This is a genomic window from Paenibacillus lupini (assembly GCF_011761355.1).
GTDB classification, from domain to species: domain Bacteria; phylum Bacillota; class Bacilli; order Paenibacillales; family Paenibacillaceae; genus Pristimantibacillus; species Pristimantibacillus lupini.
On record NZ_JAASRW010000001.1, the window covers coordinates 134,753 to 156,863 of the forward strand.

The 22,111-nt window shown below is 46.7% G+C and carries 28 protein-coding genes; 19 read left to right on the forward strand and 9 right to left on the reverse strand.

All coding sequences use genetic code 11. The features are described 5' to 3' along the window. The first annotated feature begins 9 nt into the window (after positions 1-9). The 4 genes from FHS17_RS00630 to FHS17_RS00645 are packed head-to-tail and all read left to right on the forward strand — an operon-like array spanning position 10 to position 5,739. Complete coding sequence (locus FHS17_RS00630) at positions 10-1,179, forward strand: glucose-1-phosphate adenylyltransferase (RefSeq protein ID WP_167272560.1); 1,170 nt, start codon at positions 10-12, stop codon at positions 1,177-1,179. Beyond that, positions 1,176-2,288, forward strand: a complete 1,113-nt coding sequence (gene glgD, locus FHS17_RS00635) for a glucose-1-phosphate adenylyltransferase subunit GlgD (protein WP_167272563.1) — start codon at positions 1,176-1,178, stop codon at positions 2,286-2,288. The genes FHS17_RS00630 and glgD overlap by 4 nt, the downstream gene beginning before the upstream one ends. A gap of 41 nt (positions 2,289-2,329) precedes the next feature. Next, positions 2,330-3,793: a glycogen synthase GlgA gene (gene glgA / locus FHS17_RS00640; protein WP_167272567.1), complete on the forward strand. Its 1,464-nt coding sequence runs from the start codon at positions 2,330-2,332 to the stop codon at positions 3,791-3,793. After that, positions 3,775-5,739: a glycoside hydrolase family 15 protein gene (locus tag FHS17_RS00645; protein WP_167272569.1), complete on the forward strand. Its 1,965-nt coding sequence runs from the start codon at positions 3,775-3,777 to the stop codon at positions 5,737-5,739. Before glgA ends, FHS17_RS00645 begins: the two co-directional genes overlap by 19 nt. 115 nt (positions 5,740-5,854) lie before the next feature. Here the strand turns inward: FHS17_RS00645 and FHS17_RS00650 are convergent, their stop codons facing one another. The 6 genes from FHS17_RS00650 to FHS17_RS00675 all read right to left on the reverse strand — a co-directional run bounded on the left by FHS17_RS00650 (position 5,855) and on the right by FHS17_RS00675 (position 7,910). Continuing rightward, positions 5,855-5,986 (reverse strand): sporulation protein YjcZ, encoded by a 132-nt coding sequence (locus tag FHS17_RS00650; protein ID WP_167272572.1) that lies wholly within the window; start codon positions 5,984-5,986, stop codon positions 5,855-5,857. A 116-nt stretch (positions 5,987-6,102) separates the two neighbouring features. Beyond that, positions 6,103-6,513 (reverse strand): spore germination protein GerPE, encoded by a 411-nt coding sequence (locus tag FHS17_RS00655; RefSeq protein ID WP_167272575.1) that lies wholly within the window; start codon positions 6,511-6,513, stop codon positions 6,103-6,105. Between the two features lie 14 nt (positions 6,514-6,527). Beyond that, the gene (locus FHS17_RS00660) at positions 6,528-6,749 is read right to left on the reverse strand and encodes a hypothetical protein (RefSeq protein WP_167272578.1); all 222 of its coding nucleotides are present in this window, start codon (positions 6,747-6,749) and stop codon (positions 6,528-6,530) included. Positions 6,750-6,782: 33 nt separating this feature from the next. Further along, positions 6,783-7,454 (reverse strand): spore germination protein GerPC, encoded by a 672-nt coding sequence (gerPC, locus tag FHS17_RS00665; protein WP_167272582.1) that lies wholly within the window; start codon positions 7,452-7,454, stop codon positions 6,783-6,785. Positions 7,455-7,472: 18 nt separating this feature from the next. Continuing rightward, on the reverse strand, positions 7,473-7,676 hold the full coding sequence (locus tag FHS17_RS00670; protein ID WP_132304456.1) for a spore germination protein GerPB: 204 nt from the start codon (positions 7,674-7,676) through the stop codon (positions 7,473-7,475). Between the two features lie 3 nt (positions 7,677-7,679). Next, positions 7,680-7,910 (reverse strand): spore germination protein, encoded by a 231-nt coding sequence (locus FHS17_RS00675; protein WP_015843867.1) that lies wholly within the window; start codon positions 7,908-7,910, stop codon positions 7,680-7,682. A gap of 160 nt (positions 7,911-8,070) precedes the next feature. On the opposite strand from FHS17_RS00675, the gene FHS17_RS00680 reads away from it, so the two are divergent. From FHS17_RS00680 to mntR, 11 genes are all read left to right on the forward strand, one after another. Further along, positions 8,071-8,517: an Hsp20/alpha crystallin family protein gene (locus FHS17_RS00680; protein WP_167272586.1), complete on the forward strand. Its 447-nt coding sequence runs from the start codon at positions 8,071-8,073 to the stop codon at positions 8,515-8,517. A 106-nt stretch (positions 8,518-8,623) separates the two neighbouring features. Continuing rightward, positions 8,624-8,824 (forward strand): hypothetical protein, encoded by a 201-nt coding sequence (locus FHS17_RS00685; RefSeq protein ID WP_167272590.1) that lies wholly within the window; start codon positions 8,624-8,626, stop codon positions 8,822-8,824. Positions 8,825-8,859: 35 nt separating this feature from the next. After that, positions 8,860-9,084 (forward strand): hypothetical protein, encoded by a 225-nt coding sequence (locus FHS17_RS00690; RefSeq protein ID WP_167272593.1) that lies wholly within the window; start codon positions 8,860-8,862, stop codon positions 9,082-9,084. Positions 9,085-9,208: 124 nt separating this feature from the next. Beyond that, positions 9,209-9,616, forward strand: a complete 408-nt coding sequence (locus FHS17_RS00695; RefSeq protein WP_415639832.1) for a Fur family transcriptional regulator — start codon at positions 9,209-9,211, stop codon at positions 9,614-9,616. Further along, positions 9,616-9,888 (forward strand): membrane protein insertion efficiency factor YidD, encoded by a 273-nt coding sequence (yidD, locus tag FHS17_RS00700; RefSeq protein ID WP_167272600.1) that lies wholly within the window; start codon positions 9,616-9,618, stop codon positions 9,886-9,888. The genes FHS17_RS00695 and yidD overlap by 1 nt, the downstream gene beginning before the upstream one ends. 376 nt (positions 9,889-10,264) lie before the next feature. After that, entirely contained in the window at positions 10,265-12,256 is a 1,992-nt protein-coding gene (gene metG / locus FHS17_RS00705) for a methionine--tRNA ligase (protein WP_167272603.1), read from the forward strand. A 210-nt stretch (positions 12,257-12,466) separates the two neighbouring features. Beyond that, a complete protein-coding gene (locus FHS17_RS00710; protein ID WP_167272606.1) occupies positions 12,467-13,414 on the forward strand; it encodes a metal ABC transporter solute-binding protein, Zn/Mn family in 948 nt (315 codons plus the stop codon). A 36-nt stretch (positions 13,415-13,450) separates the two neighbouring features. Continuing rightward, positions 13,451-14,251 carry a metal ABC transporter ATP-binding protein gene (locus FHS17_RS00715; protein ID WP_167272609.1) on the forward strand — a complete coding sequence of 267 codons (801 nt, stop codon included), beginning with the start codon at positions 13,451-13,453 and terminating at the stop codon, positions 14,249-14,251. Further along, positions 14,235-15,044, forward strand: a complete 810-nt coding sequence (locus FHS17_RS00720; protein ID WP_167272612.1) for a metal ABC transporter permease — start codon at positions 14,235-14,237, stop codon at positions 15,042-15,044. The genes FHS17_RS00715 and FHS17_RS00720 overlap by 17 nt, the downstream gene beginning before the upstream one ends. Before the next feature lie 22 nt (positions 15,045-15,066). After that, on the forward strand, positions 15,067-15,783 hold the full coding sequence (locus tag FHS17_RS00725) for a cytochrome c biogenesis CcdA family protein (protein ID WP_167272615.1): 717 nt from the start codon (positions 15,067-15,069) through the stop codon (positions 15,781-15,783). A gap of 108 nt (positions 15,784-15,891) precedes the next feature. Beyond that, positions 15,892-16,314 carry a transcriptional regulator MntR gene (mntR, locus tag FHS17_RS00730; protein ID WP_167272618.1) on the forward strand — a complete coding sequence of 141 codons (423 nt, stop codon included), beginning with the start codon at positions 15,892-15,894 and terminating at the stop codon, positions 16,312-16,314. A gap of 443 nt (positions 16,315-16,757) precedes the next feature. Here the strand turns inward: mntR and FHS17_RS00735 are convergent, their stop codons facing one another. Then, positions 16,758-17,414: a uracil-DNA glycosylase family protein gene (locus FHS17_RS00735; RefSeq protein ID WP_243865143.1), complete on the reverse strand. Its 657-nt coding sequence runs from the start codon at positions 17,412-17,414 to the stop codon at positions 16,758-16,760. Positions 17,415-17,492: 78 nt separating this feature from the next. Between FHS17_RS00735 and FHS17_RS00740 the strand changes: the two genes are divergently transcribed. Then, positions 17,493-18,431 (forward strand): patatin-like phospholipase family protein, encoded by a 939-nt coding sequence (locus FHS17_RS00740; RefSeq protein ID WP_167272621.1) that lies wholly within the window; start codon positions 17,493-17,495, stop codon positions 18,429-18,431. Here the strand turns inward: FHS17_RS00740 and FHS17_RS00745 are convergent. Then, complete coding sequence (locus FHS17_RS00745; RefSeq protein WP_167272624.1) at positions 18,425-18,721, reverse strand: hypothetical protein; 297 nt, start codon at positions 18,719-18,721, stop codon at positions 18,425-18,427. The two genes, FHS17_RS00740 and FHS17_RS00745, sit on opposite strands and share 7 nt — an antisense overlap. Before the next feature lie 30 nt (positions 18,722-18,751). Next, on the reverse strand, positions 18,752-19,696 hold the full coding sequence (locus FHS17_RS00750; RefSeq protein ID WP_167276251.1) for a DUF1385 domain-containing protein: 945 nt from the start codon (positions 19,694-19,696) through the stop codon (positions 18,752-18,754). A gap of 205 nt (positions 19,697-19,901) precedes the next feature. On the opposite strand from FHS17_RS00750, the gene FHS17_RS00755 reads away from it, so the two are divergent. The 3 genes from FHS17_RS00755 to FHS17_RS00765 all read left to right on the forward strand — a co-directional run bounded on the left by FHS17_RS00755 (position 19,902) and on the right by FHS17_RS00765 (position 22,102). Further along, positions 19,902-20,471 (forward strand): YqhR family membrane protein, encoded by a 570-nt coding sequence (locus tag FHS17_RS00755; RefSeq protein WP_243865144.1) that lies wholly within the window; start codon positions 19,902-19,904, stop codon positions 20,469-20,471. 96 nt (positions 20,472-20,567) lie between these two features. Further along, positions 20,568-21,014 (forward strand): type II 3-dehydroquinate dehydratase, encoded by a 447-nt coding sequence (gene aroQ / locus FHS17_RS00760; protein WP_167272627.1) that lies wholly within the window; start codon positions 20,568-20,570, stop codon positions 21,012-21,014. 14 nt (positions 21,015-21,028) lie between these two features. Beyond that, entirely contained in the window at positions 21,029-22,102 is a 1,074-nt protein-coding gene (locus FHS17_RS00765) for a M24 family metallopeptidase (protein ID WP_167272630.1), read from the forward strand. Positions 22,103-22,111: the final 9 nt, after the last annotated feature.

The window sequence follows — 22,111 nt, forward strand, 5'->3', positions numbered from 1 at the left end:
GTTGGTGTCATGGGTCGAAAAAAGGAAATGGTTGCAATGCTTTTGGCTGGAGGAGAAGGTAAAAGATTGGGTGTTCTCACAAAGGATTTGGCGAAGCCTGCGGTGTACTTTGGAGGGAAATATCGCATTATCGACTTTACGCTAAGTAATTGCGCGCATTCCGGAATTGATACGGTTGGTGTACTTACACAATACCAGCCTCTTGAACTGAATCGGTATTTGGGCATTGGAAGCCCGTGGGGGCTCGACCGCAAGGATGGCGGCATGGCCATTCTTCCTCCGTATGTAAAGCAAAAGGGCGGCGTTTGGTATAAAGGAACGGCGAATGCAATTTATCAAAATATGGCGTTTATCGAGCGCTATGATCCAAATTACGTTCTGGTCATCTCGGGTGACCATATTTATAAAATGGACTACGATCTCATGCTGCAGCATCATAAAAAAAGCGGTGCAGATATTACAATTGCCGGCATTGAAGTGCCATGGAAGGAAGCTAGCCGATTTGGCGTGATGCACGTCGATGATGAGGATCGTATTACGGCATTTGAAGAAAAGCCAAAAACACCAACCAGCAATATTGCCTCCATGGGCGTTTACATTTTCACATGGTCAGTTCTGCAAAAGTATTTGATCAATGACGAATCAAGCCGTAATTCCAGTCATGACTTTGGTAAAGATATCATTCCGGCGATGATGAGAGATGGACTGCATCTAAGCACCTATTCCTTCCGTGGCTATTGGAAAGATGTCGGCACTATCGATAGCTTATGGGAAGCCAATATGGATTTGCTGGACGATAAGCCATCGCTTGATCTAGCGGATAAAGAATGGCGTATTTACTCGGTAAGTCCAAATCGTCCTGCGCAATACATTACATCGGGGGCGAGCGTAACCTCTTCTCTGGTGACGGAAGGCTGCATTGTAGAAGGGGATGTCGAACGGTCTGTGTTGTTTTATGGCGTAACTACAGGCAAGAACAGTGTTGTCTGTGAGTCGGTCATAATGCCAAACGTACGTATTGGCAAAGGCGCCCGCATTTACCGCGCGATTATTGGTGAGGGTGCAGTAATTGAAGATGGTGTTTCAATCGGCAGTCCGGATGATGATGCAATAACCGTAGTTGCTGTAGGAGAATTTGTAGCTAACGAACCTGTACTTCTGGAGGTGGAGCCGTCATGAAACATCAGGTAATGGGCGTTATTAATCTTATTCATGAAACAGATGATATGGAGCGGCTGACTCAGAACCGCTGCCTTGCGACCGTGCCTTTTGGCGCGCGATACCGGCTTATTGATTTCATTTTATCGAGTATGGTGAACTCCGGAATCAATAAAGTAGCCATATTTGCACATACGAAATATCGTTCCCTTATGGATCATGTAGGTTCAGGCGACCATTGGGACTTAAATAATCGTCAAAGCGGGTTATTCCTGCTGCCACCGGCAACCGATGATATTCAAGAAGTGAGTCGTGGAGACTTATATCATTTCTACCAGCATCGTGATTATTTTAATCGTTCGACAGCGGAGTATGTTGTTATTGCCCGCAGCCACATGGTATGCAACATTGACTTCGAGCCTATTATTGAAGCCCATAAAGCACGTGAGGCTGATATAACGGTTGTTTGCAGAGAAGATGCCGATCTTATGGGCGGCAAAGCGCGTAAGGTGAAGATGAATGCCGATGGGCGGATTACGGCGATGCAGGATCACTATGGAAGGATGCACAGCAGTGTATCTTCCATGGAAATGTTCATTATGCGCAAAGACGTGCTTATGGAGCTTGTTGAAACCTCGCTGGCACAGGGGCAGGACCATTTGGTCCGTCATGCGATTTTCTCAAGAATTGATAAGCTGCGTGTGTATGGTTATATGTACGAAGGTTATTTAGCTGTTGTGAATACATTATCGAGCTTCTATCAAAGCAATATGAGCCTTCTTAGCCAAGACGTATGGCGTGAATTGTTCTTCCAGCCGGGCACCATCTTTACAAAGGGCAAGGATGAGCCGCCTGCTCGTTACCTGGGAACCGCCAAAGTATCCGATTCTCTGATTGCAAATGGCTGCCGCATTGAAGGTACTGTCGAGAACAGTATCTTATTCCGTGGTGTTCATGTCCGCAAAGGAGCCGTTGTCCGCAACAGCATCATTATGCAAAATGGCGATATAGGTGAGAATAGTCTCGTTCAGCATTGTATTCTCGACAAAGATGTACGCGTTCAATATGACCGTGATATTCGTGGTTCTTCTGAAAATCCGTTTCTTGCAGGCAAACGTAAAATCATATAGAAAAACAATATACCAATGGATAGGGTGCGAGGTGATCAGATATGAATATATTAATGGCTACTTCTGAAGCGAATCCACTCGCTAAGACGGGGGGATTAGCTGATGTTGCAGGCGCTTTGCCGAAGGCTCTGAAGCAGCGTGGAGCTGACGCTAGAATCATTATGCCTAAGTATGAGGAAATCTCTGAAACTTATATTCAGCAATTTGAGAGAGTTGCAGAATTTCAAGTCAATTTCGGCTGGAGGTCGCAGTATTGCGGCCTGTTGAAGGCTGAAATTGATGGAGTCGTATTCTATTTGATCGATAATGAATTTTATTTCAGACGCAGAGGGCTTTATGGCTATGGCGATGATGCTGAGCGTTTTGTATTCTTCTGCTTCGCTGTGATGGAATGCGTACGTTATCTTGATTTCCGTCCTGATCTTGTCCATTGTCATGACTGGCAGGCTGGGCTTATTCCGTTCCTGCTCAAGACTCGGTATGTTAATGATCCAGGCTGGGCAGGTGTGAAATCTGTGTTTACGATCCACAACTTGATGTATCAAGGGATATTCGGAATTGACCTGCTGAAGGAGCTGCTTGGAGCAGGCGATGATGTGTTCACGGCTGATCGTCTGGAGTTCGAAGGTGCGGCAAGCTGCTTGAAGGGCGGGCTTGTCTATGCGGACAAACTTACCACTGTCAGCGACACCTATGCCAAGGAGATTCAAGGCTGGGAGTACGGAGAACGTCTTGATGGTCTCCTGCGCCATCGATCCGGTGATTTAACCGGTATTGTGAACGGCATCGACACCGAATTATTTGATCCGATGAATGATGCTGCGTTACATACGCCATATCGTTCTTCCATTGCACGCAAACGGAAGAACAAACTATCTTTACAGGCAGAGCTGGGACTTCCGGAATCGGAAGAGACACCACTTCTTGGTGTCGTCAGCAGACTAGTAGAGCCCAAAGGCCTCGATCTGATTACATCGAAGCTGGAGCAGCTGATGCAGGAGGATGTTCAGGTTGTCGTGCTTGGAGCCGGGGAGAAGCAGTACGAGGACAGCATGAATTGGTTTGCGGCCATTTATCCGCATAAATTTAAAGTATGGCTTGGTTATAATGACCGACTTGCAAGGCGAATCTATGCCGGCTCGGATATTTTTCTTATGCCATCAAGGTTTGAGCCCTGCGGTCTCAGTCAGCTTCTGGCTCTTCGTTATCGCTCGATTCCGCTCGTTCGGGAAACGGGCGGTCTAAAGGATACGGTGCAATCTTATAATGAAATGACCGGGGAAGGGAACGGCTTCAGCTTTACGTATTATAATGCGGACGATTATTGGTACACGCTGAAGCGGGCGCTCGCCTTCTATAAGGATGAAGAGGTATGGCGTAAAATCGTTGATAATGCCGGGAAGGAAGATTATAGCTGGAACCGGTCGGCGAAAGCTTATATGGCCTTGTATGAACAACTTGTTGTTTCTCGAAAGGGGACTGAACAATGGCCCGTCACCTTGTAATCGGCAATGGTAAACTGCTGCTTAATTTGGATCAGCATTGTTTTATCCGGGATATTTATTATCCGTACGTTGGACAGCTTAACCATGTGGGCGGTCACTATTGCCGATTCGGGATATGGATCGGAGGCGCATTCTCTTGGCTGGATGAGAAAGAATGGACATTCGAGCTCAATTATATCGAGGATTCCCTTGTGACCAATATTATTGCAAAGCATGAGGGTCTTGGTGTTGAACTGCATATAAACGACGGTATTCATCAGCGCGAGTGTATTTACATTAAGCGTGTAGTCGTTCGAAACCGAAGGAACGATAGCCGTGAGGCGAGATTGTTCTTCCATCAGGACCTGATGATTGAGGGCTCTGAGGTTGGCGATACAGCGGCTTATTTTCCGGAGAATAATACCTTGTTCCATTACAAACGGTCGAATTATTTCATGTTCAGCGGATGTACGGATGAAGGCGGCATTATGCAGTATTCGACGGGGATTAAACGATTCCATTCTGCCGAAGGAACATGGCGTGATGCAGAGGACGGCGTCTTAATGGGCAATACGATTGCCCAGGGGTCGGTCGACAGCACGATTGGCCTGCGTACCACTGTACCGGCTAATGGTGAGAAGACTTTATACTACTGGATGTCTGTTGGTAAGAATCTGGAGGAAGTAAAGACGCTGAATAAATATGTGAAGGATAACCATCCTGAGAAGCTGCTCAGCCGGATCGTGATCTACTGGAAGCACTGGCTGCAGCGCGCAGAGACCGATCTAGGCGATTTGCCGAAGGATGTTGTCCGCATGTTCAAACACAGCTTGCTGCTCGTAAGAACGCAAGTGGATGAGCGTGGAGCGATCTTGGCAGCCAATGATACCGATATTCTTCAGTACAATCGTGACCATTACAGCTATATGTGGCCACGTGATGGGGCTCTTATCGCTGAAGCGATGTCGCTGGCTGGCTATCAGAGCGTCATATCGCCATTTTTCCATTTTTGTGCGAATGCACTCTCACCTGAAGGTTATTTATATCACAAATATAATCCGGACGGTACAGTGGGTTCCAGTTGGCATCCTTATATCGTGAAGGGAAGCCAGCGTATTCCTATTCAAGAGGATGAGACTGCACTTGTGCTGTTTGCTTTATGGCAGGATTATTCGCGTAATCAGGTCATCGAGCTGCCCCAATCGTTATACAGCAATCTCATTCGGAAGGCGGCTTCCTTCCTTAGCGAATATATCGAGCCTGAACTTTCGCTTCCGAAGCCAAGCTATGATCTATGGGAGGAACGGTACGGAATCTGGACCTATACGGCCGCTTCTGTCTATGCCGGACTTATGGCCGGTGCCTTCTTTACCGAGTTATTCGGCGATTATGAGCGGAGTGACCACTACAGGAATGTAGCCCATACCGTTAAGACGGGGATTTTAACGCATCTTTGGGATGAAGAAACGGGGCGGTTTGCCCGCGGTCTTGTTCAAAGGGATAATCGATGGGTGAAGGATATGACACTGGAGAGCAGTGTCTTTGGTCTGTGGGAGTTTGGTGTCTTGTCCGTTCATGATGAACGTGTCGCTAAGACGATGGATGCGATTAAGGAAGGGTTACAAATTCGAACCGATATTGGCGGCATCGCCAGGTATACGAATGATTATTACTTCCAGCAGTCGGGGGAGATTGATCAGGTTCCGGGTAACCCTTGGATTATATGTACACTATGGGTTGCGAATTATGAGATCGATTCTGCACAAACGCTGGCGGATCTGGAAGGACCGTATAAGACGCTGGAGTGGGTAGTCGATCATGCTTTGTCCAGTGGTCTGCTCCCTGAGCAGCTAAATCCGTATGACGGTTCTCCGTTGTCTGTTGCGCCGCTGACATGGTCACATGCAACGTTCGTACAGAGTGTCAGTAAATATGCTGCGAAATACAAGGAATTAAAGTCCTTATAATACGTAAAAGCCGCTTAGATCGCTCTAAGCGGCTATTTTTATGATGTTTTGGCTGCATGCCCGTCAATGAAAGGGAGTCCGGACTCCCTCTCATAAGTTCGTTCGACAGCGCTTCTTAGTAGAAGTTGCAAGTGCGAATGATTATTACGAGCAAGACAAACAAAACAAGAACGTAAGCCGCACTATTGTTCCAGACTCCTTGAACAGGTGCACAGCCCGTATTAGCTCCAGCTACAGGATATCCCATCGTTCATTCCTCCCGAAGTCATTATTCTGATTACCAATTACTAGACCAATATATGACGGGGGGATCTTATCGGAATTGGACATTTGTACCTGTGCATATGCATTTGATGAAAATGCCTATCTGATTTCAATAAGTGATTTCTCATACTGTCTGATATGTTTAATACGGGATTCGGCTGTTGTTCGCATGGCATTGCCGGCAAGAAAGCTGGCGGTGGAGCCAACAGCAGTCACATAAACACAACCTACCTTGATACGAGGACAGTGATTCACACGCTGGATGCAAACATCATATCCGGCTTCTGCTTCTGGATCAACGAGTTTTGGGAGCGGACGGCTGAATATCGGATAAGATTCGAAATAGACGCTCCCAGCCTTCGTGTGGTCAATAGCGCGTTGTACGGCAAGAGCTTTAAGCTTAGGAGTTGCTTCCCCTCGATCTCCAAATTGGACAATAGAGGAAAGTGATACGTCAACAATGGAAACTAACGCGATCTCGGAAGTGCGTATTGGAAAGTTCTGCTGCATAATGGAAACCTCACTTATCCAGCCATCGGCGCTTCGCCAGCAGCCTGTTCTTCATCTTCAGGAGTGGGGAGCGGGGCTATTGGACCTGCGATAACGGATTCTGGTGGAGTGTCAAACATGGAATAAAGCGTGACGTAATCGGAGTCGCCAATCTGGAACATAGAGGCTGCCGATACGCCTAAGATTTCAATCGAGCCCACAGTTAAGCCGCAATTGTGTACAGTGAAATTTAACAAAACATTCTCAACTCCTCGTCAAACAATACACACTTAGGTTGAATTGCCGCCGCCATTCTGTAACAGCTGCATATATCTTTGCATTGCAGCATCAACATCCCTTATGGTCTTGGAGAATATGACCTCTTTTTTCTGCTGCTCTGTCTCTGCTCCATTCGAATTGGATTCTCCTTCGCCAGGCTTGAGTGTCATATAGAAATGGATACGGGAAGGCATTTGCTTACGGATGTCTTCCAGAACCATTCGTCGGTGGTAAGGATCGAGCTGCAGCCCGTATTCGGATTCCAATTCAACCAGCTTTTGCATACCCTGGACATTCAAATAGTGATCGATCTCGCTGCGAACATCAGCATAAGGAGCTGAAGGAGGCGTTAAGCCAGATGCCGCCGCCGGATAAACGTTTGGCTTAGGAGGGACAGACAGCTGTTCGATGTCTCCGTCTCCATTGGGCATTCCTGGCGGCGTCATTCCGATATTTAATGTTCCTTCAAGCTTCTCTACTTTTAATTGGTCAAAATGATACTCAAGCTTCTCGATGTTATAAATAGGCTTGCTCTCAATTTGCTTGAGCTGCTCACATATAACAGCAAGCTGCTGCTCTAGAGAATAAATTTGTGTTTGCTGTGCTTTGAGCTTCGATTGAATCTCAAGTGACCAGGCTTGCCATGGAGATAACCCATTGCCAGGCGGCGGGGGCTGCTGCATAGGGAATGACTCCTCTCTTTAGGCGGGATCAGGAAGCGGGACAAGGGAGAGCGGGCTTTCTTCCCCAAGCTGCGGAGCAGGGCCCGTGAAACCTCCCGAGTTATACATTTGTGACAAGGACCGAATGGATCCCGCGCTTCCCACTTGCAGAACTGAGCTGTTGGATACACTGTTCACCCGGAGCTGCTGAATGGTAATGGTCTGATATATCGTCCAATTCATACATTACACCACAGTTTCCAGGTTGTTCTGAGAATTGTCTTGCACATCCGGATCTAGCGTATTGGTCGCACTAACCGCGTTGTTTGAGTTAGCCAGGCTTCCTGTTAGGAACGAGCCGGAGCCAGCATAGGTTTTGGTCTGGCTGGACGGTGATACTTGAACGGCGTCTCCGAATTGAACAACGGCACTGGAACCAACGCTAACGACTTTTACAAATCCAACGATAGATGGCATGCGTACTCACCCTTTTCCCTTAAAGCGTCTTGTGTATTATCGTATGCGGCATACGCCTAGAGGTTCCGCAGCCCGTGTGGTTAGAAGCCTAACGGACCATGTAGCCTCCCCGCCCAACTTCGCATATGCTGAAGAAAAAAGGGCTGGAGGTGAACGGGACATGGAGAAGAAATGGGATGAGCTGGAGCGGTGGCTGGACGGTCAACGTCTGCCAAAGGGCTTCGATGTCATGAAGGAACCGGATTGGGTTGAGCAGTTTGTTCGCAAGATGATGACAAAATCACTGCCAGCAGCGGCGAATTCTATTCTGGATCAGGCAGAAGAAGAAGGGATCTCCTTTTTCGAGACGCATCATTTCTTGCTCGTGAAGTTTCACCTTCCGCGTGAAGTAAACCGTGAAGAACTACGCCTGCTCGTAAGAGATGACCGTCTTCGAATAGAAGGACTTCCAAATAATCAGAAAGAAACGATTAAGCTGCCAAAGCTTGTTCAGCCCAAAATTTGCCGCGCAGTAGTGAAGAACTTTGTGCTACAGGTGAAGCTTCGCAAGAGGCCAAGGGCAGGAGCCTATTATGAAGCCGATATTCGATGGTTGAAAGGCCGCTAAGGAAGGGCCTTGCTACTGTCGTTTTTTTGTCGCTAGCGAATGAATGGACAATCCCTTATAATGCTAATAGTGTGTACTTGCATTATTACATAGGGGAGTGTATGCAGTGACTTTAGTCGATGTCAGTGACATCTCTGCTTCATTATTTATTATTGGGATCGTCTTTCTATTGCTTATCTTTGGATTATTAAGCTTAGGTATTCTCCGCATGTTCCAGCAGCGCTTCCGGTATGGCTGGGTATGTTTTGGCGGAGCAGTGGTCAGCTTCGTTGTATTAATGGTTATTTTAAACAAGTGGTATTTGTAGCGGGAATCTGCAGATGAATTGGAGGTGTGCCCGTTATGATGTGGACGGCAATATGGTTTGTAGTTAATATGTTATTCGTAGCGTCGGTCATTACGTTATTGTTCATGCATCGCTTTGTTACCGAGGCGGCAATGGATCCAGCGGGTGTGCAGCGACTAGCTGTCGCGAAGCGTAGACGGAAGATCGTATCTTTTGTCAGCTTGCTGTTATTTCTGGCTATGTGTGCAAGTTTCTTGATTAATATGCGACTAAATGGCTGATAAAGTTGTGCCAAGCGAGAGGCTCTCATTGACGAGAGTCTTTTTTTTCGGCATTATGAATAAAAAGAGACTTTTTTTGTCGGAGGTTCTTACCTTGCATACAATAGAGGAAATTATACAACGAATGACCGGACAGGGTTTACGAATAACGGATCAGCGGAAATCGCTGGCCAAGTTGTTTGCCGAGACTCCGGGTTACCTTGCACCTAAAGAAGTATATGAATATATGGGCAAATCCTACACGGGATTAAGCTTTGATACGGTATACCGCAACTTGCGTGTTATGGAGGAGCTGGGTGTGCTGGAACAGGTCGTCTTCGAGGAAGGTGTTAAGTTCAAGCTGCATTGCAGGGAGAACGAGCATCATCATCATATGATCTGCCTGCAATGCGGCAAGACGTATCCGATTATTTTTTGCCCGATGGAGCAGACGGCTGTACCAGATGAGTTCCGTGTCGTAAAGCATAAATTTGAAGTATTCGGCTACTGCAAAGACTGCATTCAGGAAGAGTCGGCTGCTGGAGAAGGGTAATGGCAGGCGGCCGTAGAGCAAGAAGGGTTATACAGGCACCGGTTATCTTTTATCGAAAAGTAATTTCACCGCTTACTCCGCCATCCTGCCGCTATTATCCGACTTGTTCGGCTTATGCGCTTGAGGCATTGGAGAAGCATGGTGCATTGAAGGGTTCCTGGCTAGCTGCCAAGCGAATTGCACGCTGCCATCCCTTCCACCCAGGTGGATATGATCCCGTTCCGCCTGTTGCCGGCAGCAATGATGAGGAAGATGGAACAGCTACTCCTTGACAATGACGCGCCGAATTGGTTATATTTTGTCATATAAGCATATTTGTATATTCGATGAACGGATAAGTACGATGAGGAGTCCATGACAGAGAGCCGGGCAGGTGCTGGAAGCCGGTATGGATAAGCATCAGAAGATGGTCCGGGAGGATCTGTCTCCGAGCCTGTATCAGTCAGGTAAGGGAATAGCGCGAAGCTGGCGTTAACAGCTCTGCCGTCCTTAATTGGCGGCACACGAAGCTGCTGTGCTTCAAGTACTTCAATCAGCGCAGCGGAAATTTGGGTGGTACCGCGTGAGTGAATGTAACTCTCGTCCCATGTTGGACGGGAGTTTTTTGCGTTCTCATGCATGTATATGATGATAATGGAGGTAGATGAAATGGGAAACGATAACAAAACCTTTTATATTACAACACCGATTTATTATCCAAGTGATAAGCTTCATATCGGACATGCCTACACAACAGTAGCTGGCGACGCAATGGCTCGTTACAAACGTCTTCGCGGCTATGATGTATGGTATTTGACAGGTACTGACGAGCATGGCCAGAAGATTGAACGTAATGCGAAGGATAAGAATAAATCTCCTCAGCAGTTCGTCGATGATATCGTGGTAGGCATTAAAGAGCTTTGGGCTAAGCTGGAGATCTCTAACAATGATTTCATTCGTACGACGGAGCCCCGTCATAAAGAAGCAGTAGAGAAGATTTTCGCGCAATTGCTAAAGCAGGATGATATTTATAAAGGCGAATATGAAGGCTGGTACTGTACACCATGCGAATCGTTCTTCCTGGAGCGTCAGCTGGTAAATGGCAACTGTCCGGATTGTGGACGTCCTGTCGAACTTGTTAAAGAAGAGAGCTACTTCTTCCGGATGAGCAAATACGCCGATCGCCTTCTGAAGCACTATGAAGAGAATCCGGAGTTCATTCAACCAGAATCACGCAAGAATGAGATGATTAATAACTTTATTAAGCCAGGCCTCGAGGATCTTGCGGTATCCCGCACGACTTTCGATTGGGGTATCAAGGTTCCTGGTGATCCGAAGCATGTTATCTATGTTTGGATTGATGCTTTGTCTAATTATATTACTGCGCTGGGTTATGGGGCAGAGGGTAACACCAATGATTTGTACAACCGTTTCTGGCCGGCGGATGTTCATTTGGTCGGCAAGGAGATCGTTCGTTTCCATACGATTTATTGGCCAATCATGCTTATGGCTCTTGGGCTGCCGCTTCCGAAGAAAGTATTCGCGCATGGCTGGCTTCTGATGAAGGATGGCAAAATGTCGAAGTCGAAGGGCAATGTCGTTGATCCGGTTACCCTTATCGACCGTTACGGCCTTGATGCGGTCCGTTACTACCTGCTGCGTGAAGTGCCGTTTGGTTCCGACGGAACGTTCACCCCAGAGAACTTTGTTGACCGTATTAACTTCGATCTGGCTAATGACCTAGGCAACCTGCTGAACCGTACCGTTGCGATGATTGACAAATATTTCGACGGCGAAATTCCGGCTTATGGCGGGAATGTAACCGAGTTTGATGAATCCCTTCAAGTGCTTGCGGCAGACACCGTTCGTCAAGTCGAAGCATCGATGGAGACAATGGAATTCTCGGTTGCTTTAGCGGCTATCTGGCAGTTTGTCAGCCGTACAAATAAATATATCGATGAGACTTCCCCTTGGGCACTTGCGAAGGACGAAGTGAAAAAAGGTGAGCTGGGTTCGGTTATGTATCACCTAGCGGAGTCGCTTCGTATCATCTCGATTCTGCTTCAGCCGTTCCTGACTCATGGTCCTCGTGAACTGTGGCGTCAGCTTGGTCTTGAAGAAGGCGAGTTAACGGCATGGGAGAGCACGAAGCGATTCGGCCAGCTGCCTGGCGGAACACGCGTTAGCAAAGGCGCACCTGTCTTCCCGCGTCTTGATGCAGCGGAAGAGGTAGCATACATTGCTGCGGCAATGGGCGGAGGAACGGCTAACGTTAACGCGGAGACAACTGCACCTGCAGCCGAGAATGCAGCTCCTGCAGTAGAAGCTGAATCGAAAGAAGAAATCGGTATTGAGGATTTCGGTAAAGTCGAGCTTCGTGTTGCCCAAGTTATTGCCGCTGAGCCTGTGAAGAAAGCGGATAAGCTGCTGAAGCTGCAGCTTGATCTTGGTTATGAGCAGCGCCAGGTCGTATCTGGTATTGCGAAATTTTACACGCCTGAGCAAATGGTCGGACGCAAAGTGATTTGTGTCACGAACCTGAAGCCGGTGAAGCTTCGTGGTGAATTGTCCCAAGGGATGATTCTGGCAGCTTCCCATGGTGATCAGCTTACTCTTGCGACGGTACCAGATGACATGCCTAACGGCGCTATCGTTAAATAAGGAAACAAGTGCAAGGGAGAACCGCCCGGATCTTATGATCCGCGGCGGTTCTTTTGTGATGACGTATGTGCTGGCTCAAGCGTGTAAATAGTAGATAATAGGTTAACTTCAATTATTTCATATTATGGGTTGACAGGGTGTAAACCCACTCGTATAATCTTAAACGTAATAGTAACGATTACTAAAAAGAAACGATTGGAGATTATACGAATGCGTTATACCAAAAATATAGGCCTTCTTTTTATTGCAATAACGGTATTTCTGGCGGCATGCGGGAGTAATTCGAATAAGGAGCTTGTCGAAGGCAAGACGAATGTGGTAACCAGCTTTTACCCGCTGTATTATTTGGCATCAGAGATTGGCGGCGACAATGTAAATGTCGTAAACTTAATACCTGCTGGTGTCGAACCACATGATTGGACACCAAAGAGTCAAGATTTGACGATCGCTTCGAAAGCACAGCTATTCCTGTACAACGGTGCAGGACTTGAAGGCTGGACGGATGATTTCCTGACAGGTCTGCCGAAGAACAGCGGTCTCGTTGCGGCAGAAATGAGCAAAGGGATTGAAATGATTCATGGTAATCCGGAAGAAGATGAGCATGAAGATGAAGGTCATGATCATGACCATGATCTGGATGTTGATCCGCATACCTGGGTAAGCCCAAAATCTGCTATAATTATGGCTGCTAATGTAAGAGACAGCTTAGTTCAAGCGGATGCTGCTCACAAAGATGAGTTTGAGGCTAACTATAAAGAGCTGGTAGGTAAGCTCGAGGCTCTGAATGATGAGTTCGAGACTAAATTAGCGACGGCGCCGCATAATACAATCGTCGTATCCCATCAAGCTTTTGGTTATTTGGCAAGGGATTATGGTTTGAAGCAAATCGCCATAACTGGCCTATCTCCTGATGCAGAGCCGCGTCCTCAAGATCTGCTGAATGTAGCTAAGCTCGTGAAATCGGAAGGCATCAAATATATTTACTTCGAAGAGCTGGTCTCCCGTGATTTGGCCAATACGATTGCCGATGAGACAAATACAGAGCTGCTTGTGCTTAATCCTATTGAAGGTCTTACACCAAAACAGGAAAAAGCAGGAGAAGATTACTTAAGTCTGATGGAACAAAATCTACAAAACTTATTAACCGGATTGCAATAATAACAAGAATCGAAAGATCCAGAAGGGAGGGCAACGATGCAAAATTCCACTTGTCATCAAGATATTATTACCCTTGAGGATGTATCCTTTTCCTATCAGAATCAAGCGGTTCATAAAGGTCTTAATTTCTCTGTAAAAGAAAGAGATTTCATTGGACTTATTGGTTCGAATGGTGCAGGTAAAACAACCTTGCTACGTATGATCGTTGGTCTGCTTAAGCCGGAGAGCGGTACAATAAGGCTGTTTGGTCAGCCTGTCTCTCAGTTCAAACAATGGGATAGAATCGGATATGTTCCGCAAAAGAATTCTTTTAACCCGCTGTTCCCAGCAACGGTTCGGGAAGTTGTATTATCCGGTTTGTACAGCCGCAATAAACTGTTCCGTAAAATTACAAAGGCTGACCAGAAAAAATGTGATGATGCGCTTCATGCCATGAACATTGAGGATTTGGCTATGAAACGGATCGGTGAATTGTCAGGCGGGCAGCAGCAACGTGTATTTCTCGCTAGAGCACTCATCAATAATCCATCTTTGCTTATCTTGGATGAACCAACAGTTGGCATTGACTCGGAGACACAGGAAGGCTTCTTCCATATGATCAAGCATATGCATCAGCATCATAATATTACGTTCCTGATGGTATCGCATGATATGGAAATGATTCGGTCCTATCTGGGCCAGCAGCCTGCAGTGGAAAGCGGCAAGCTGAAATTTTACAAGAAGCATTCGCATGAATTGCAGGATTGTGTAGAGAATGATCTGACGCATAGCTTGAGGGAGCTTCGTCAGCAAATGGAGAGCAGGAGAGAGGTAGTTACGGTTGGAGATCTTAGCTAGTGATTTTTTTCAACGGGCGCTTATTGGGGGCGTGCTGATCGGGATTACGGCTCCTCTTATGGGAATATTCCTCGTTCTGCGCCGTTTATCGATGATTGGAGATACGCTGTCTCATGTATCCATAGCTGGGGTAGCCTTAGGTTTCCTGGTTGGCGTATATCCGGTAGCGGTTGGTTTATTATTCGCGATTATTGCTTCCTTCTTTATTGAGAAGCTGCGGAAAACGTACAAATCCTATGCCGAACTTTCTATTGCTATTATAATGTCCGGGGGTGTAGCCCTTGCGTCCATTATGTTTACGATGGGAAGAGGCTATAACGTTAATGTGAATGGGTATTTGTTCGGCAGTATTCTTACCTTGAATGATACGGATTTGATTACGATTGCCGTTGTGACATTTGTGGTGCTGGTGGCTATTCGTACGCAGCTGAAAGAGCTGTTTCTGCTTACTTTTGACGAGGATGCAGCAGCTGTAAGCGGCTTGCCCGTTCGGTTCTATAATGTTATGATTAGCGTGCTTACCGCACTTGTTATTAGTGCTTCGATCAAAATCGTAGGGGCCTTGCTGGTCTCAGCTTTACTGACGATCCCTGCTGCTTGCAGCTTAATTATCGCCCGCAGTTTCCGGCAAAGTGTGATTACGGTTGTTATAATTGGTGAGCTTGCTGTCGTTGCTGGTCTGATGATAGCAGGAGTATGGAACCTAGCGCCAGGCGGTACAATCGTACTGCTGTTGATCGCGATTATGCTTATCCTTATGCTGGTGAAGCGCGGCATGCGGTTAGGCAGTTAACTTTGGGTTGAGGTGTATAACTTTGGATAATATTAATGTATGGCTGGCGTTTGGCGCCGGCTTTGCTTCATTTATTTCACCATGCTGCCTGCCTTTATATCCATCTTATTTATCTTACATAACCGGTATTTCCGTAAGTGATCTGAAACAGAATAATCACACCTCCCACATGAGAATGAGAACGATGACACATACGTTTTTCTTCATTCTCGGGTTTTGTACGGTGTATTACACGCTTGGGTATGGCTCCAATGTGTTTGCGGAATTTTTCAGCCAATATGAATCGCTTATCCGTAAATTATCAGCCATACTGATTGTATTGATGGGTTTATTCCTCGTTGGTATATTTCAACCGCAAGTGTTGATGAAGGAACGCCGTTTCAACATTGACCCAACTAAGAAGACAGGATACATTGGTTCCTTTATTTTTGGTATTGGTTTCTCTGCTGGCTGGACACCATGTATTGGACCGGCGTTAACAGCGATCCTTGCTCTGGCTGCTTCGAAGCCGGGGACATGGTTTGAACTGACAACAGCGTATGCACTAGGCTTTGCGATCCCATTTTTCGCTTTAGCCTTTTTCCTTGGTTCAGCACGTTGGCTCTTGAAATATTCTACGGTTGTTATGCGTATTGGCGGTGGCGTCATGGTTCTGATGGGGATCCTGCTGTTTACAGACCAAATGACAAAAATTACGATTTGGCTGAACCAAGTGACACCAGCTTTTATGAAGTTTTAATGGAAGAACGCGGGCTCTTCGGCTTGCAGAGGCATTAAAAATCGTTGTATGATACTAAGAGTAACGCCATAAGACAAGGTGTAGAATGCAGGGTTAGGGGGTTCTTCATTGCCGACTCCGAGCATGGAAGACTACTTGGAACGTATTTATAAGCTTATTGATGAGAAAGGCTATGCGCGCGTTTCGGATATAGCCGAAGGGCTTGAAGTGCATCCTTCATCTGTCACCAAGATGATTCAGAAGCTGGATAAAGACAATTATTTGATCTATGAGAAGTACCGTGGACTTGTTCTGACGAGTAAAGGGAAGAAGATGGGCAAACGACTCGTTGACCGTCATCACTTGCTCGAATCCTTCCTGACGATTATCGGTGTGCAGGAAGAGAACATCTATCGCGATGTCGAAGGCATCGAGCATCATTTGAGCTGGGACTCGATTACTTGTATCGAGACGCTAGTTGAATATTTTAACCGTGAGCCATCTCGCTTGGACGAGCTGAGAGGGATTCGGTCTGAATTAGAAACCGAGTAAAAAGCTCGCCGCTTGCGGCGGGCTTTTTTTAGTTGCCTGGAAGTTAGCTTGAGCAGACTGCGTGCTTGGGGCACGGGGTATCTCCTTACGGCCGCTGTTGTCTTTCCTTTGCTTGAACTAGAATTGATCAGGGTGGCAAAGGAAAGACAAAGGCGAACGCTACGCTCCTTCAGGAGATACCCCTTAGCCCCGGCGCCTTCGTCTGCCGCTAACGGCAGGCAAAACAGTCAGCCCGCCGCGAAATCGGCGAGCTAATGGGGAAGGGACAGGGGAGTGCTTCGCTTGTGAACCAGCGAAGCGTAAGAGAAACAATAAGAAATTAGTTTCAGGTTAGTTTGTTGGTTCCCAGCTTTTCAACCAATCATTGAGTTCGGAACCCAGGTGGAGGAGTTTTCGAAGTCACGCACCTGTAGCCAAGCTCCACTTAAATGGATTCGCTGTTATTAGGTTAATCCAAGTACGTCACGAATTATTTCTCTTATTTCCGGTACCCTCTTTTCTTCGAATGCTGGATGAGCCTTAAACCAGCGAATATTGAGAGGTGATGGATGGGGAAGCACAATAGCCGGTTTATTGTTAAGCGTGTTATCTTTAAAGATCAAATCTTCAAAACTCTCATTTGGGAACAGATATTTTGCTGCTCTTGCGCCGATGATGATATAAAGCTGGTTATCTACCATTTCAATCTCTCTCGCCAGCCATTTATTCGCACAAGCAAGAGGTGGAGGGTTATCGCCGCCTTTTGGATGTTTACCTGGGAAACAGTGAGCGATCGCCGTAATATAAAAGTTATCTTCATCGTAAAAAATGTCATCTGTAATTTGATACCACTGGTATTTTAACTTCGCTCCTGATGGGTCATTGAACGGTAAGCCGGTCTCGTGAACCTTTTTGGAAGGTGCTTGACTGATCTGCATAATCTTCGACCGCTCTTTCCCGTGAAAGATCGGATTCGGTGTAAAGCCAAACTTTTGCTTACAATCCTGACATGTCGTTATTTGATCTTTTAATTCATTAAAACTCATTGTTTTATCTCCATTGCTTACATATTTGTCTCTAGGTAATAACTCTTCTATATATTTTCTCACAAATCGTAACATGTAGACAATTCTCCCCGGCATATATACTTTTGATGGGAGCCGAATCGACACTGCTTCCGTTGTCCGGGGGATGCGGAAGTGAAAATTAATGCAGTGTTCGAAGGTGGCGGAGTGAAGGGGATATCGCTGGCTGGGGCAGTCAGGGCTGCGGAGATGCAGGGAATTGGGTTTGAACAGGTAGCAGGTACATCAAGCGGAGCCATCATTGCAGCAATGCTTGCGGCTGGCTACAGTGGTCTTGAAATTAAACGGATCGTGGAGAATACGCCGTTTTCTACTTTCCTGAAGCGGTCGTTTATCTTCAATATGAAGGTGATTAGTCCAGCCCTTAGATTGCTGGTGAAGAAGGGACTGTATAGTGGAGAGGCATTGGAATATTGGGTATCGCGCTTAATGGAAGCGAAGGGGATTCGGACGTTTGCGGATTTGCCGGAGTGTAAGCTGCGAATTGTAGCCTCAGATATTACCAATGGGCGGCTGCTAGTTCTGCCGGAAGATATCAAGATTTATGGGATGGATCCGAAAAAGCTTAGTGTTGCGAGAGCGGTTCGCATGAGCGCTAGTATTCCGTATTTCTTTGATCCGGTTGTTGTTCGTTATTCCAAGCTTTATTCTTCGTTATCCCAAAAGGAGAAGGAGGAGAAAGAGAAGCCTCATCTTCAAGCGTATATTGTGGACGGGGGATTGCTTAGCAATTTTCCGCTTTGGCTGTTTGATCGGGAGCAGGCGGGGAGGACGAATCCAGTACCAACGGTAGGGTTTCAAATGGTCGGAAAAAACGACAACGAACCGCATGAAATACGCGGTCCGTTGTCGATGCTTGAAGCAATATTTGAGACGATGATGCAAGCTCATGATGAACGGTATATTAAGAAATATGCCCGTGATCGAACCGTCAAAATCCCTACTTTAGGCATCCGGACTACACAGTTTCATCTACCTGATGGGATGGCAGAGAAGCTGTTTCAGTCCGGATTTAAAGCTGCAAATCAATTTTTCGAAGGATTTCGTCAATGATATTTCGGCAGATCATCGTCATCCTTGCCGCCATCGATAACCCGGAACGGCGTACGGCGCGATTTCGGCTTTTGCCGTGGAGTCGTTCTGGACTGTTTCACAAATGGCTGTTGTCTGACTCGTACATTGCTTCCCCATGTGTTAGGCGGATATTTATATAACAGGAAGATGCCGCCAAGCACAATAATAGGAATTAGAAACGAAGTTAAATGCTGTCCGATTCCGTACAAAATCCCAATTGCCAGAAGGGCCAGCACAATAATTGACGATGCGTTCCATTTCCGCGGCATGATACCACCTGTCCTTTATGTTGGAATGGATTATGCTTTGGTGCTCATTTGCTGGTCAAGCTCACGCATCCGGTTGAAGGAGGCGATAGATACAGCAACCTGTTCATCGTTAGGCTCTTTAGTTGTGAGAAGCTGTAGCCACAGGCCAGGATAGCCCAGATAACGAAGTACGGGTACATCACGCAGTGCATTCGTCCAGCGAAGCACCTCGTAGGAAATACCAAGCGTCACTGGAAGAAGCAGAATACGAATGTAGACACGTTCCCAAATCGTATCCCAATCAAAGATCGGAAGGGAATAGATGATAACCCCAACGATTACTGTGAAAATGATAAAACTGCTTCCGCAACGGTAATGAAGTCTGCTGTATTTTTGCACATTGCTTGGTGTTAATACCTCACCGGCTTCATAAGCGCTTATTACCTTATGCTCAGCGCCATGATATTGGAAGAGCCGCTTGATAAGTGGTGTTACAGACATCAGATACAAGTAAACGAGAAGGATAATAAGTTTGATAAGTCCTTCTAATAAGTTATGACCAACTTTGTTCTCGAATACATCCTCGAACAGTAAACTTTCAAGTGCTGCCGGAGCTGCAGTAAGAAGCAGCTTGCCGAATATAAAGGAGATAACACCTGCCGCGGCAACCCCAACGATCATTCCAAGGCTCCAGCCGGACTTTTCTTTCTTTTGAGCGGCTATTTTTTCTGCCTCGGACATATCGGCTGTTTCATCTTCCGCGTATGTTTCCATGGAGAAGTTCAAATGCTGTGAGCCTTTGGCACTGGAATCGATAATTCCGACAACACCCCGGACAAGAGGAATCCTCTTGAGCGATTGTACCCACCGTTTGGTCGTGCGGGGAACCTCGTAAAATACGATCTCATCGTTCTTCCTGCGTACAGCGGTTACATTCACATGTTTCCCCGCGAACATAACGCCTTCAATAACAGCTTGTCCGCCGTAAATGCTCATATTGTTTTGAGACAAGAGCTTGTCACCTTCCTTAAATAGTATCGTCCCGATCAGGTGACGAAGGTATAAATCTATTGTACTTGATCGTTTATAGATTTGCCAACGTCATCATCTTCCGTTTCCTATAGTTGCATGAATCCTTGGTTATCCTTGGGGACTACGTTGCATACTAGAAGAAAATTGGTTGTGCATGAGAAATGGAGGCATGATGATGGCAGCAACAGGTGCAAAAGCTTTTGGGAAAGGTACAAAAGATAGCAAGCAGAATAACGCCAGACAAAGTGGCCAGAAAGAGCGGCAAGGAGCGGAGCATCATACGAATCCATGGCTGTTTAGCAGCATGATTGGTTTTTTTGCAGGTTTGGTATGGGGGATAACCCGCTGGCTCTTTTATGAATTAAAATTTACGGTAGAGCTTCCCGGTTTAATTGCCGATCCATTCTTTAGGGCTTCTTATTTAAAGACAGGCTGGGGCATAGTCGTAGGGATTGCATGCTATATCGTTTTTTCCATTATAGCGGCCCTACTATATAAGGCGCTGCTTGGCAAGCTGCGAGGACCTTGGCCGGGGGTGTTCTACGGACTCGGATGGTGGGTGGTCATGTTCTTGATCCTCGGTCCTACAATTGGCTTCTCTCGTCAGATTACTGTCGCAGGATGGAATACCTTGTTCTCAGAATTATGCATCTTCCTGTTATGGGGACTGTTTATTGGATACTCGATTGCCTTTGAATTTACAGACGAGGCTTCGAGAGAGCCGGTAGGCGCACATTGACTCAAGGTTTCGACTTCTCAAGCAGCGGTCATTTGTGGTAAAATGGCTAATGATCTTTGGCTAAGTGCAAGATTCGGCTGACTGGGAGGTGCGAAATTGCTTAGAATTGTTGTATTAAACGGGCCTAACTTAAATATGCTTGGCGTACGTGAGCCTGGTGTATACGGCACAGAGACGCTGGCCCAGATCGAAGCGAAATTGCGCGAACAAGCATTGCAGCTCGGCGTGGAGCTGGAGTTTTTCCAATCCAATCACGAGGGTGCCCTCATTGACCGAATACATAGCGCATTTGGGCAAGCAGATGGTATTGTAATTAATCCAGGCGCTTTGACTCATTATAGTTACGCGCTTAGAGACGCATTGAGCACGGTTGCTTTGCCGGTTGTTGAGGTGCATCTGTCCAATATACATAAACGTGAAGCGTTCCGTCATGTATCGGTCATAGCGCCGGTGGCGATTGGTCAAATCGCCGGCTTTGGCGGTCAAAGCTATGAGCTTGGACTTGCAGCGCTTGTTGCAAAGCTTCAAAATGGTTTTGCGTGAAAGGGGAGCTTAACATGACACTCGAAAGAGTTAATCGGCTGAGACAATTGATGGCCGAACAAAGCCTCGAAGCGATCATTATCGGAAGCGAGCACAATAGGCGTTATATCAGTGGGTTTACGGGATCATCCGGTATTGTGGTAGTTACGCTGCAGGAGCAATTTCTGTTTACGGACTTCCGCTATATGACCCAGGCGCCGCAGCAAGCAGCTTCTTTCCATGTTATTGAACATGGACCAAGAGCCATTGTGAATATCCGGGAGCTGCTTGCGAGCAAAGGAATTCAAACGGCAGCATTCGAACAGGACCAGTTAGTCTTTAGCGAATATATGGCTTGGAGTGAAGCTCTAGGCAATATTAAGCTGACACCGGTATCGGGTCTCGTTGAGAAGCTGCGTATGTTTAAGGATGCTGCAGAACTTCAAATTATGCAGGAGGCGGCAAATCTAGCCGATAAGACCTTCCAGCATATTTTGAACCATATCAAGCCGGGTGTAAAAGAAAGCGACATCGCTCTTGAGATGGAGATGTTCATGCGCAGCAATGGCGCAACTTCGTCGTCCTTTGACACGATCGTGGCATCGGGTGAACGCTCTGCTTTGCCGCATGGCGTGGCTAGCGAGCGAGTAATCGGCAATAATGAGTTTGTAAAGCTGGATTTTGGTGCGTATTATAAAGGTTACTGCTCTGACCTTACTCGTACGGTTGTAGTAGGTAAACCAACGGAGAAGCATCTTGAAATCTACAATATCGTGCTGGAAGCACAGCTGCATGCCTTGGAGCATATCCGTCCGGGTATGACGGGTCATGACGCCGATGCGTTAACACGCGATATTATTACGAAGTACGGCTATGGCGACAAGTTCGGGCATAGCACAGGTCATGGACTCGGTATGGAAATTCACGAGTATCCGCGACTTGCAAGAAACAGCGATACGATTTTAACCCCCGGCATGACAGTGACGGTTGAACCTGGCATCTACCTCCCCGGCTTTGGCGGAGTGCGGATTGAGGACGACATCGTCATCACGGAATCCGGTATTAAAATATTAACCTCATCCCCGAAAGCATTGATTACTCTGGGTTAGGGACCATTA